Consider the following 12912-nt stretch of genomic DNA (forward strand, 5'->3'; position numbering starts at 1 on the left):
GTTGATACCGATGAGATCGTTATGGGGCCTGAGGAAAAAACCACAACTACTACTATTCCCTTTGTAAAGAATAATGAATTCGATTACTCCAGCCTTATTACCTGGATAAACCCTGTGCTTAAAAATTATGCCTGGCTCATTTTTATTCCTATCGTGATCTTTATTGTAACTGCGGTATCCAACGGTGCTAATCTTACCGATGGGATTGATGGGCTGGCTGCGGGCTCGTCGGCCATAATTGTGTTAACGCTCGGGATTTTCGCCTGGGTCTCCGGTAATATCATTTTTTCAGATTATTTGAACATTATGTACATCCCGCGTTCGGGCGAAATGACCATATATATCACTGCCTTTGCAGGAGCTTTGGTTGGTTTCCTGTGGTACAACACCTATCCCGCACAGGTTTTTATGGGAGATACAGGAAGTCTGACTATAGGCGGTATAATCGCGGTTCTGGCTATTGCTACGCGTAAAGAATTATTGATTCCTATTCTATGCGGAATTTTTCTGATGGAAAATCTTTCAGTGGTGTTGCAGGTTGCCTGGTTTAAGTTCACCAAGCGAAAATATGGAGAAGGAAGAAGAATTTTTCTTATGTCTCCTTTGCATCATCATTATCAGAAGAGAGGATATCACGAAAGTAAGATCGTGGTGAGGTTCTGGATCGTGGGAATCTTTCTGGCAATTGTGACCATCATCACCCTTAAAGTGAGGTAATGAAGGAGGACTGGAGAAATATTAGCGAAGCAGGTTCACAAAAACTGGTGATTCTGGGAGGAGGAGAAAGTGGAGCCGGAACAGCCATTCTGGGAAAGAAGAAAGGTTTTAAAGTCTTTGTTTCAGATAAAGGAAAGATTAAAGAAAAGTATAAAGAAGTTCTTGAAAATATTGAGGTTGAATGGGAGGAATTACAGCATACGGAAGCTAAGCTTCTCGATGCCGATGTGGTAATGAAAAGTCCGGGGATTCCCGATACGGCTTCTTTAGTATTGAGGCTAAAGGAACTTGGAATTCCGGTGATTTCTGAAATTGAATTTGCTGGCGCTTTTACTTCTGCAAAAATTATTGGAGTAACAGGAAGCAATGGAAAAACAACCAGTACGAAATTCATTCACCATATTCTGAATGCCGGCAAAATTTCGGTAGGAATGGCGGGGAATGTAGGAGACAGCTTTGCAAAACAGGTTGCTGAAACCACGCCCGACTGGTTTGTGCTGGAGCTGAGTAGTTTTCAGCTCGACGGGATAGAAAAATTCAGGCCGGAAATAGCAGTGTTAACCAATATTACTCCCGATCATCTGGATAGATATGATTATAAACTAGAGAATTATGTAGCATCAAAGTTCAGAATAACCGAAAATCAAACTGAAGATGATTTTTTCATTTTCGATGCCGATGATGAAATCATTGAAGGATGGTTGAAGAACAACAAGATTAAAGCACAAAAGCTTCCATTTTCATTGGATAAGAAGATTGAAAATGGAGCTCGATTAGAAAACGAAAATATTGCAATTAACATTAATAACGATCAATTTAATATGCCAACAACAACATTAGGTCTGCAAGGTAAGCACAATACCAAAAATGCCATGGCTGCTGCAACAGTAGCTCAGTTATTACGAATCAGGAAGGAAACTATACGCGAGAGTATGGAGAATTTTCAGGGGGTAGAACACCGCCTGGAAAAGGTTTTGAAGATTAATAATGTTCAGTATATAAATGATTCCAAGGCAACCAATGTGAACGCTACATTTTATGCTTTAGAAAGTATGGAATCTGAAACGGTTTGGATCGTTGGCGGGGTAGATAAAGGGAATGTGTATGATGACCTGTTGCCTCTGGTTAACGAGAAAGTGAAGGCGATAATCTGCCTTGGAGTAGATAACGCGAAGTTGCTAAACACCTTCGGGAATTGTGTCGAAACTATTGTTGAAACCCAATCTATGGCTGAAGCCGTTAAGTTGGCCTACAGGCTTTCTGAAAAAGGAGATTCAGTTTTACTATCTCCGGCATGTGCCAGTTTTGACCTTTTTGAGAACTATGAAGATCGCGGAAGACAATTTAAGGAAGCGGTAAGAAATTTATAAAAATAAAAGCTGAAAAGAGCATCAATTAAATGAGCAACTTTTTTTCAAATCTTAAAGGAGACAAGGTTATCTGGGCAACCGCCGGCTTGTTGGCATTATTTTCATTTTTGCCGGTATACAGCGCCAGTAGTAATCTTGCATACCTCTATGGAGATGGAAGCACATTTAAGTATGTGGTGGTTCACTTTTTTCACCTGGTTCTAGGTTTCTCATTGCTTTTTGCGGTACACAAAATACCCTATCACTACTTTCGGGGACTATCCATTTTATTTCTGCCGGTAGTCATTGTGCTCTTGTTGTACACAGCTTTTCAGGGGACAATTATTGACGGAGCAAACGCCAACCGTTGGATACAAATACCGGTTCTTGGAGTTTCATTTCAGTCGTCTACCCTGGCTTCGGTGGTTTTGATGGTTTACGTAGCTCGCTACCTATCTAAAATGACCCACAAAACCTTAACATTTAAAGAGTCTATTTTACCGCTTTGGGTGCCTGTTGGTTTGGTTTTAATGCTAATTTTGCCGGCTAATTTTTCCACTACAGCTATAATATTCTGTATGGTGCTGGTTTTGATGTTCTTAGGAGGGTATCCCGCAAAATACCTCGGGATTATTGTCGCTGCCGGGTTCCTCTTGCTCACTATGTTCATTCTAACAGCCAAAGCTTTTCCCGGACTTCTACCCAACAGAGTTGATACCTGGGCAAGCCGGATCGAGAATTTTGCTAATGATGAAGATACCGAAGCCGACTATCAAATAGAAAAAGCAAAGATTGCGATTGCCAGAGGTGGAGTAACAGGAACAGGGATAGGCAAAAGCGTACAGCGGAATTTTTTACCCCAGTCCTCTTCTGATTTTATTTATGCGATAATAGTTGAAGAGATGGGATTGATAGGAGCATTCGGTGTGATGAGCGCCTACCTGATGCTGTTGTTTAGAATAATAATTGTGGCGACCAAAGCCAATACTATGTTTGGAAAACTGGTGGTTATGGGAGTTGGTTTACCGATAATTTTCCAGGCCCTTATCAATATGGCGGTTGCTGTTGAATTGTTTCCGGTAACCGGGCAAACCCTGCCGCTGATAAGTAGTGGGGGAACCTCAATTTGGATGACCTGCATGGCCCTGGGAATTATTTTAAGCGTGAGTGCCAAAAGAGAAGAAATTAAAGAAGCTGAAGAGCGATTAAACCAAGAAGAAAATCCGCTTGATATTTTAAGCGAAGCGATATAAAATGAAAAAAGACCTACGCGTCATATTATCCGGAGGAGGCACAGGAGGCCATATTTATCCGGCGATAGCTATCGCCAATGAGATAAAAATGCGCCACCCTGAAGCCAGATTCCTGTTTGTGGGTGCGAAGGATCGAATGGAGATGGAGAAAGTGCCCCAGGCCGGATACGAGATCGAAGGATTGTGGATAAGTGGAATTCAACGAAAATTAAGCCTTAGAAATCTATCCTTCCCGTTTAAATTAATTAGTAGTTTGAACAAGTCCCGTAAAATAATAAAAGCTTTTAAACCTGTTGTGGCGATAGGGACCGGCGGCTTTGCCAGTGGACCTTTATTGAAAGTAGCGAGTTCTCAAAATATTCCTACTCTTATCCAGGAACAGAATTCTTATCCCGGAATAACCAACCGACTTCTTTCAAAGTCGGTGGACAGGATATGTGCAGCCTATGAAGAGGTAAAACGATTTTTTCCTTCGGAAAAGACAGTGATCACAGGTAACCCGGTAAGGCAGGATCTGTTGGAGGTTAATTCAAAAAGAGCTGAGGCCCGGGAATATTTTAAATTGGATGCTGCTAAGAAAACGGTGTTAGTGCTTGGTGGAAGTCTTGGAGCGAGAAGAATTAACCAGTTAATAGAGAAATTTGCTGAAGATTTTGAGAAAAAGCAAATTCAATTGATCTGGCAGACAGGAAAATTGTATTTCAGTGAATACAAAAAATACAACGGGAAATTCGTGCAAATCCACGAATTTCTGAACAGGATGGATCTGGCCTATGCCGCAGCCGATGTGATCATTTCACGGGCCGGGGCGATAAGTGTTTCAGAATTATGTATAGTTGGAAAACCGGTACTATTCATTCCATCGCCAAATGTTGCAGAAGATCATCAGGCGAAAAATGCGCGTTCAGTTGCTAGCAAAAATGCAGCCTTGATGATTACTGAAGATGAACTGGAAGAAAAATTTGAACCAGAATTTTTTGGCTTGCTGGATTCAGAAGAAAAAAAGGAAGAATTAAGTCGAAACATTAAAAAGCTGGCTTTGCCCAATGCAGCTTCGGCAATAGTAGATGAAGTAGAAAAATTAATAGGAAAATAATTTTGATCGAATTAAATCACATAAAGAACATTTATTTTATCGGCATTGGCGGAATAGGGATGAGTGCGCTGGCGCGTTATTTCAAATTCCAGGGGAAAAATGTAGCCGGTTACGATAAAACTTCCACTCCGCTTACCAGAACCCTGGAGAGCGAAGGGATTCAGGTGGTTTATGATGAGGCTGTTGTGAGTATTCCGGAGAGTTTTACTCATGTGGAAGCTACGCTAGTGGTCTACACACCGGCTATTCCTAAAGAACATAAGCAGTGGTTGTATTTTATTAGTAGAGAGTATCCGTTAAAAAAACGAGCTGAGGTGCTTGGACTTATATCGAGAGGAAAACAAACCCTGGCTGTTGCCGGTACTCACGGAAAAACAACAACCACCGCGATTCTTGGTCATTTGCTGAAAGAAACAGGAGCTCCGGTAACCGGATTCCTGGGCGGGATAAGTGAGGACATTCAGAGCAATCTAATTCTTGAAGGAGATGAAGTTATCGTGGTAGAAGCCGATGAATTTGACCGTTCCTTTATGCAACTATCTCCAAATATCGCAGCAATCACCTCTATGGATGCAGATCATCTGGATATTTACGGGGAAAAGGAAGAGCTGGAAAAAACATTTAGAGATTTTGCAGCCCTTGTTCCAGGCTCAGGCACCCTCTTTGTGAAGAATGGTCTTCCAATTTCGGGGACTACCCTTGGCATTGAAGATGATGCCGATTATGCGGCAACCGATATTGGAATTGAAAATGGTACTTACCATTTCAATTTAAGAACCCCTAATGGAATAATTAAGAACTTAAGATTTAATCTACCCGGCAAACACAATTTGCTTAATGCTATAACAGCCCTGGCGATGGCTATTCAATACGGCTCCCCAACCGATGAAGAACTCGCCAGGGCTTTATATAGCTTCAAAGGAGTTAGGCGTAGATTCACCTATAAGATTAAAACAGAAGACCTTGTACTTATCGATGATTATGCACATCATCCTGCAGAAATTGAAGCGGTGCACCAGGCAATTAGGGAAATGCATCCTGGAAAAAAAGTGTTGGCAGTATTTCAACCGCATTTATTTAGCAGAACACGGGATTTTGGAGATGATTTTGCTAAAAGTCTGGCCAAATTTGACGAATTGTTATTGCTGGACATCTATCCTGCAAGGGAACAACCAATTGAAGGAATTGATTCGGTGTGGTTATTTGACCAGATTAAGATGAATTCAAAGCAGTTAATTACAAAAGAGCGGCTTTCAGAAGAAGTAAAGAAAAGTGAGGCCAGCGTGATCGTGATGATGGGCGCCGGAGATATTGGAGAAGAAGTGGAACCTTTAAAAATGATCCTTCAGGATGAAAAGTAAGGTGGGCTACATAAAAGGCTTGTTTTTGCTTGTGCTAGTTGGCTTTTTGTACGGTTTTGCCGAACACCGTCACAGAGCCAGGAAAATAAGTGAGGTAAAAATTGAATTTATGGAAGATGAAAACCTCTATATCACTGAGGAAGCGGTTAATAAGTTGTTAATACAAAATAATCTGGAGCTTACGAGCATAGATAAAGAAACTTTAGATTTGAATAGGGTAGAAATTCTCCTGAAAAACCACGATATGATTGAAAATGCAGAAGTTTACCTGAATCTGGACGGCAAACTCAAAGCCGATATCATTCAGCGGAAACCAATCGGGCGTGTTGTGGGAAATGCTTCATTTTATCTGGACAAAAACGGGGAGGTAATGCCCCTTTCACCATATTATTCTGCCAGGGTACCGATGTTATTCGGGTTTGATAGCGAGAATGTGTCAAAGGTGTACCCGTTGGTAGATTATATAAGGAAGGATAAATTTTTAACTCAGCATATTACAGGTATAAACAGGTTGAACAACGGAAAATTTGAGCTGGAAATGCGCAAACTTGATTTTAGTGTGTATTTCGGGAAGGCCGAAGATATTCCTTTGAAATTCAACAATTTTAAGGTTTTTTATAAGAAAGCCCTGAAGGACAATAAACTGGATGCCTATAAAAAAGTGAACTTACAATTTGGAAACCAGGTTGTTTGCACGAAAAAATAAATTATGGAACAAAGCGACATTGCAGTAGGATTAGATATAGGAACCACGAAGATCGTGGCTATGATAGGTCGTAAAAACGAATACGGCAAAGTGGAAATCGTTGGGATTGGTAAGTCCAAAAGCCTTGGAGTTCACCGCGGCGTGGTAAACAATATTACCCAAACCATTCAGTCTATTCAGCAGGCCATTCAGGAAGCTGAAGCCGACTCAGGACTTAAGATTAAGGATGTGGTTGTGGGGATTGCAGGACAACATATACGAAGCCTGCAACATAGCGATTATATTACCCGTTCAAACCCCGATGAGGTTATTGACGCTGATGATATCCATACCCTTTGCAACCAGGTGCATAAACTAGTGATGTTACCGGGTGAAGAGATCATTCACGTTTTGCCTCAGGAATACAAGGTTGATGGCCAGGCAGAAATAAAAGAGCCCATTGGGATGTATGGAGGTAGGCTTGAAGCTAATTTTCACGTTGTAGTTGGACAGGTTTCTTCCATTAGAAATATTGGGCGTTGCGTAAAAAGCGCCGGTCTTGAACTTTCGGCAGTGACTTTGGAGCCGTTAGCTTCAGCGAATGCCGTATTAAGTCAGGAAGAAAAAGAAGCCGGAGTTGCCCTTATCGATATAGGAGGGGGAACCACCGATCTTGCCATTTTTAAAGATGGAATTATTCGCCATACCGCAGTGATACCATTTGGGGGAAATGTGATCACAGAAGATATCAAAGAAGGTTGCTCGATCATAGAAAAACAGGCTGAATTGCTGAAGATAAAATTTGGCTCTGCCTGGCCGGGAGAGAATAAGGATAATGAAATAGTTTCTATTCCGGGTTTACGCGGAAGGGAACCAAAGGAAATTACCCTTAAAAACCTTTCAAAGATTATCCATGCCAGGGTTGTAGAGATCATAGAACAGGTTTACCTGGAGATAAAGAACTATGGCCATGAAGAACAAAAGAAAAAATTAATTGCCGGAATGGTATTAACCGGAGGTGGCGCACAACTTAAACATATTAAGCAACTTGCCGAGTACATAACCGGAATGGATACCAGAATAGGTTTCCCTAATGAGCATCTTGCCGGAACAAATGATTCTGAAACTACAAGCCCTGTGTATGCCACAGCTGTTGGATTAGTGATGAATAGTTTAGAGCACGGAGCTAAAAAGTTTCAGGAAGAAGCCGTGCTTAAGAGTAAGGAACAACGAGAGGAAGAGCTTAAAGAAAGCTTTGATCAGGATGTTGAAAATAAAGAAGACCTGAAACCCGATCCCCATGCCCCGGGAAAACATACCCGCAAAAGTATTTTTGACAAGTGGGCAGAAAAGTTTAAAGATTTTTTAGATAACGCAGAGTAAAAAGAGAGAACCAGTAAAACAGAATTTATGAGCAGTACAGAATTCGGAAACATAGCATTCGATTTACCAAAAAACCAATCGAACGTCATAAAAGTTATTGGTGTAGGCGGCGGCGGAAGCAACGCCATAAATCACATGTTCCAGCTGGGAATAAAAGGAGTAGATTTCGTTATCTGCAACACCGATTCCCAGGCCCTGGAAAACAGTCCGGTTCCTAACAAGATTCAGTTAGGTGTAAGCCTTACCGAGGGTCTTGGAGCAGGAGCAAACCCGGAGATCGGGCAGCAGGCAGCTGTAGAGAGCTTTGATGAGATCAAGCAAATGCTCGATACCAATACCAAGATGGTGTTTATAACCGCCGGTATGGGTGGGGGTACCGGAACGGGTGCAGCTCCGGTGATCGCCAAACAGGCCAAAGAAATGGATATCCTTACCGTGGGTATCGTAACCATTCCTTTTCAGTTTGAAGGAAAAATGAGGAATGAACAGGCCCAGATTGGTGTAGAGCGCCTCCGCAGCCATGTAGATTCTTTAATTGTGATTAACAATAACAAACTTAGAGAAGTCTATGGTAACCTTGGTTTCAAAGCCGGATTTTCAAAGGCAGATGAAGTTCTAGCTACTGCGTCCAGAGGAATAGCTGAGGTAATAACTCATCACTACACCCAAAATATTGACCTTAGAGATGCTAAAACTGTATTAAGCAACAGTGGAACGGCAATTATGGGGTCGGCGCAGGCAACAGGTGCCAGTAGGGCACAGGATGCGATAAGCAAAGCCCTGGACTCTCCACTTTTGAATGATAACAAGATTACCGGAGCCCAAAACGTATTACTGCTAATCGTTTCGGGATCTGAGGAAATCACCATTGATGAAATAGGTGAAATTAACGATCACATCCAGGCTGAAGCCGGGCATAGCGCCAATATTATTATGGGTGTGGGAGAAGATGAAGCTTTGGATGAAGCCATTTCGGTCACTATTATTGCTACGGGATTTAATGTAGAGCAACAAAATGAGATCGTTAATACTGAAGCGAAAAAAATAATTCATACGCTTGAGGATGACCAACGAGCCGAGCAGGATCTCAATCCAAAAAGAACGGGTGGTCTTTCCCCAGTGAATAAGTCTAAAAGTGAAGTAAGTAATGATGAACAGGCTCCAAACCCGAAGATCGTACATACTTTGGATGATAGTCTGGAAGAGGTAGATGAAATTGGTAATATACATACCAAAGAAGATGAACTGCTTAAAACCCCGCAGTCAGCCAGGGACATGGAGGTAACCTATGATGAGGTGAACCCCGATGATTTTGTTATCAACGACACTTCAGCTGAAATAAGTGACCAAAATGAAGTTAAAGAAGAAAAATCTGATAGTGACGAACAAATAATGTTCACTTTCGATTTTCCGTTGAATAATCAGGAGGCAGAGAAGCCTAAACAAGAAGTTTCCACCGAAAAAACTTCAGCAAAAAAACAGGAGCCCGAAATTAAAAAACATGATCTCTTTGAAAGTTCCAGAGAGATAGAAGTTAATGAACCCGTGGAAATCGTGCCCGCAACCGAAAATTCCTCGCGTGGGGTTAAGCGATACAGCCTTGATGACTATATGGAACTTGAGCGCTCTCTCGACAGTTCTAAGGCTTCCAAAAAGGAAGAACCTAAAGATGAGACTATAGCTTTTGAAAAGAAAACGGTAGCTCCTAAGCCGGAAACAGAACAAAAGGATAACGAAGATCCCTTCAATAATCCTATTTCTGAAGTTTTAATTGAGCGTGCAGCTGAGAGAAGAGCCAAAATGAAGGAGTTTAATTATAAATTTAGAAGTAATGCGGCGCAGGTTGATGAATTTGAAAAACAACCTGCTTATAAAAGACAGGGCGTAGACCTTGATGAGAACAAACCGGGAGAAGGAAAGTTGTCCCGTACCAGTCTTGGACAGGATGAAAATGACCAACTGCATTTCAGAAGAAATAACTCCTTTCTTCACGATAATGTTGACTAACCTATCTAATTACTGCTCATAAAAAAAGGTGCCTAAACGGGCACCTTTTTTGTTTTTAAGTATTAAAGTTTAATGATTCTCCGCTTCAATATCTTCGGTATCTTTTCTTCTTTTTATAAGGGAAATTCCTGCCAAAAAGAATATGAATCCTATAATGGTTAAGGCCCAGGGATGAAGCATTAAAGCGAGGCTTCCAAATACTCCAAGAATTCCCATAACAAGTGCGATTGCACCGCCAACTGTCATAATGATTCCTAAGATTTTAATCATAACATAGTGTTTTGGTTAGAGTATAAAGGTACTCAAAGATTTTACACAGGGTTAATGATTAACATTTCTTAAAGATTGGTATTTAGTGCCTTTGCTGCTTTTTGATTTCAAACAGAGCCGACTTCTGATCTTCCCAACCTAATATTTCTGTCCTTTCTTCAGCATCATAATTGCTAAACCAGATCTCAAGAATTTCCTTGACTCCGGGATATTTTGTGGTTAATTCCAGGTAGTTTGTGGCCTGAAGGATTTTATCATCATTAGCTATCGGGACAGCGATTATTTTGTAAACCAGTTTCCCATCGTCTGATAGTTTAAGGATCGCGATTGATATTATTTCAAGAATACTCCCCGTTTTTACGGTCTGGCTAATAACCAGTACTTCCAACGCATCTCCATCTCCTCCCTTTTCAGGGTCTGAAAACTTTGAAGGAATTTAGCCGTAATTAGCAGGAGAGGAAATCAATTTTACGTCTTACTTCATTCTTTATATCGACAAAAAATTGATTCTCCCTTTTCTGAAATTTGTATTTAAAATGAGTACCCGCCGGTATCTTGATTACCACCTGTAAATTTCCCGAGCTGTTAAAAGAAAGAATATTCTAATAATCTATTGGTGACTTGCAGGAGGCAAGGCCTGTGAGTAAAAGGATTATTATAAGCCTTTTAGCCATATTAATCCCAATAGATCATAAAGTATTTGATCTTGGCATCATCGGGGATCTGAGAAGCCCTAATCCTTGTGTTGGTGTCGTAACGTAAATTAGATGGCAGCTCCTTCTTGTCTATAGTGATATATGCGTTTATTTCGTCGAGAAATACCACAGCAGCATTGAGGGTGTTTTCTATTCGGGAGATATTATAATTCTCTACAATGTCTTTAAAGGTACTCTCGGTACTAATACCGGCTTTGGTTTCGTAACGAGGGTCCAGAACCCTTATATACCCAATAGTGCTTGTGGAGTCAAATTCCTGCAGGGGCTCCAAAACCAGAAGTGGTTTCCCTCCTTTTTCAAAAATCTTAATCTCATCGGTAGAGCGTAATTGCTGTTGACCACTCGTTTGTGTTATGATAGAATCATTTGGGAATATCGAGTCCAGCTTATTTATTCTGAGGTCTTTTTTAATCGGTCCCACTTGTGTGGCTGTGATCAGGAAAGGATTGTCTTCATCTTTTTGACAGGAAATAATACTTATCGTTAAAATTAAGATTAATAAGAACTTACTTTTCATATGGTTTTTTTTGATTTTTATTTTAAAAGTTTATTGAGGATACCTAAAGCGCCCCTGATAAAGGTCGCACTGGTTAATACTTTGATTATGGCTCCTTCGGTTTTATTTTTGTTTCGGGTGCCCCGACTACTACCCGAGGCTTCTTTTTGACGTTTTAACTCTTCTTCTTTTGCTTTTTTCTTTGCCTTATCGGCCTCAGCCTCATCTATTTTTTTATTCAGAAGTTCGTAAGCGCTCTCGCGATCTATCTTTTCATTATACTTCTTTCTTAAAGTAGAGGTAAGTAACTTTTCTTCCAATTCTGAATCGCTCAGTATATCCATCCTACTCATTGGCGCTCTAAGCATGGTGGCAGCGAGGGGTGAAGGTCTTCCTTTTTCATCAAGTGCCGAAACCAAAGCTTCCCCAATTCCTAACGAGGTTAATTCAGTTTTGGTATCGTAAAAATCTGAAAGAGGGTAATTTTCGGCAGTTAATTTTATTGCTTTTCGGTCTTTGGCGGTAAAAGCCCTGAGGGCGTGTTGAATTTTCAAGCCCAGCTGTCCCAAAACTTCTGAAGGGACATCAGTAGGGTTTTGGGTTACAAAATAAAGGCCAACCCCCTTGGAGCGAATAAGTTTCACAATACTTTCAATCTGATCTAAGAGTGCATCTGAAGCATTTTTGAAAATAAGATGTGCTTCATCTATAAAAAGCACTAGTTTTGGTTTGGCACTATCTCCTTTTTCTGGAAAGGTAGTGTAGATTTCTGCCAGCAAACTCAGCATAAAAGTTGAAAATAAGGCAGGCCTATCCTGAATGTCGTTTAGTCGCATTACATTTACATAGCCATGACCGTAGCTGTCTTTTCGACAAAGATCGTGGACATCGAATGAGCGTTCTCCAAAGAAGCGTTCGGCTCCTTGTTGTTCCAGGGCAACTATTTTTCTAAGGATAGCTCCCGTAGAGGCGGTGGAAATCCGGCCATATTCTTTTTGAAGTTCTTCTTTACCGCCATCGGTGGCGTACTGAATAATTTTTTTCAGGTCTTTTAAATCTAAAAGAGGAAGATGGTGATCATCACAATACTTGAAAATTATCGCGAGAATGCCTGCTTGAGTTGGGCTTACATCAAGAATCCTGGAAAGCAATACCGGGCCGAACTCACTTACCGTAGCTCTAAGTCTAACTCCACCCTGTTCAGAAATACTAAGGAATTCAACGGGGGAAGCACCTGGCTCAAAAGGGAAACCCAATTTTTGATGTCTTTCATCAAGAAAGTCGCCACCTTCAGATTTCTCAGCAATACCACTAAGATCTCCTTTAACGTCCATCAAAAGCACGGGGACACCTTTTTTTGAAAGATTTTCAGCCAGAATCTGCAGGGTTTTAGACTTTCCTGTACCTGTTGCACCGGAGATAAGCCCGTGGCGATTCATGGTTTTAAGCGGAATTTTCACCGCGGCATCGGCATAGGTTTTTCCTTCAAACATTCCTGCTCCCAGGTGAATATAGTCTCCTTTAGGTTTATAGCCTTCCTGAATATGTTGAATAAACTCTGCTGATTTCTCCACGCTGA

Annotated in this window: 12 protein-coding genes; 8 read left to right on the top strand and 4 right to left on the bottom strand. The window is 41.0% G+C overall.

The genetic code is table 11. From position 1 onward, the window contains the following. The 8 genes from mraY to ftsZ all read left to right on the top strand — a co-directional run. On the top strand, positions 1 to 717 hold a 717-nt coding region (mraY, locus tag VIM94_RS00455; protein ID WP_332037323.1), incomplete at its 5' end, for a phospho-N-acetylmuramoyl-pentapeptide-transferase. Next, positions 717 to 2087, top strand: a complete 1371-nt coding sequence (gene murD, locus VIM94_RS00460) for a UDP-N-acetylmuramoyl-L-alanine--D-glutamate ligase (protein WP_332037324.1) — start codon at positions 717 to 719, stop codon at positions 2085 to 2087. The genes mraY and murD, both read left to right, overlap by 1 nt. Before the next feature lie 29 nt (positions 2088 to 2116). Then, positions 2117 to 3319: an FtsW/RodA/SpoVE family cell cycle protein gene (locus VIM94_RS00465; protein ID WP_332037325.1), complete on the top strand. Its 1203-nt coding sequence runs from the start codon at positions 2117 to 2119 to the stop codon at positions 3317 to 3319. Position 3320: 1 nt separating this feature from the next. After that, entirely contained in the window at positions 3321 to 4415 is a 1095-nt protein-coding gene (gene murG / locus VIM94_RS00470) for an undecaprenyldiphospho-muramoylpentapeptide beta-N-acetylglucosaminyltransferase (protein WP_332037326.1), read from the top strand. 2 nt (positions 4416 to 4417) lie between these two features. Next, complete coding sequence (murC, locus tag VIM94_RS00475; protein ID WP_332037327.1) at positions 4418 to 5776, top strand: UDP-N-acetylmuramate--L-alanine ligase; 1359 nt, start codon at positions 4418 to 4420, stop codon at positions 5774 to 5776. After that, positions 5766 to 6482 carry a hypothetical protein gene (locus tag VIM94_RS00480; RefSeq protein WP_332037328.1) on the top strand — a complete coding sequence of 239 codons (717 nt, stop codon included), beginning with the start codon at positions 5766 to 5768 and terminating at the stop codon, positions 6480 to 6482. Before murC ends, VIM94_RS00480 begins: the two co-directional genes overlap by 11 nt. Positions 6483 to 6485: 3 nt before the next feature. Beyond that, the gene (gene ftsA / locus VIM94_RS00485; protein WP_332037329.1) at positions 6486 to 7844 is read left to right on the top strand and encodes a cell division protein FtsA; all 1359 of its coding nucleotides are present in this window, start codon (positions 6486 to 6488) and stop codon (positions 7842 to 7844) included. 27 nt (positions 7845 to 7871) lie between these two features. After that, the gene (gene ftsZ / locus VIM94_RS00490) at positions 7872 to 9851 is read left to right on the top strand and encodes a cell division protein FtsZ (protein ID WP_332037330.1); all 1980 of its coding nucleotides are present in this window, start codon (positions 7872 to 7874) and stop codon (positions 9849 to 9851) included. 69 nt (positions 9852 to 9920) lie between these two features. On the opposite strand, the gene VIM94_RS00495 is transcribed toward ftsZ, so the two are convergent. The 4 genes from VIM94_RS00495 to VIM94_RS00510 all read right to left on the bottom strand — a co-directional run bounded on the left by VIM94_RS00495 (position 9921) and on the right by VIM94_RS00510 (position 12907). Next, positions 9921 to 10121 (bottom strand): hypothetical protein, encoded by a 201-nt coding sequence (locus VIM94_RS00495; RefSeq protein ID WP_332037331.1) that lies wholly within the window; start codon positions 10119 to 10121, stop codon positions 9921 to 9923. An 82-nt stretch (positions 10122 to 10203) separates the two neighbouring features. Continuing rightward, entirely contained in the window at positions 10204 to 10557 is a 354-nt protein-coding gene (locus tag VIM94_RS00500) for an inorganic diphosphatase (protein ID WP_332037346.1), read from the bottom strand. Positions 10558 to 10796: 239 nt separating this feature from the next. Then, on the bottom strand, positions 10797 to 11354 hold the full coding sequence (locus VIM94_RS00505; protein WP_332037332.1) for a hypothetical protein: 558 nt from the start codon (positions 11352 to 11354) through the stop codon (positions 10797 to 10799). A 17-nt stretch (positions 11355 to 11371) separates the two neighbouring features. Beyond that, positions 11372 to 12907: a helicase HerA-like domain-containing protein gene (locus tag VIM94_RS00510; protein ID WP_332037333.1), complete on the bottom strand. Its 1536-nt coding sequence runs from the start codon at positions 12905 to 12907 to the stop codon at positions 11372 to 11374. Between the last annotated feature and the right edge of the window lie 5 nt (positions 12908 to 12912).

This window comes from Salegentibacter sp., from assembly GCF_036568425.1.
GTDB lineage: Bacteria > Bacteroidota > Bacteroidia > Flavobacteriales > Flavobacteriaceae > Salegentibacter.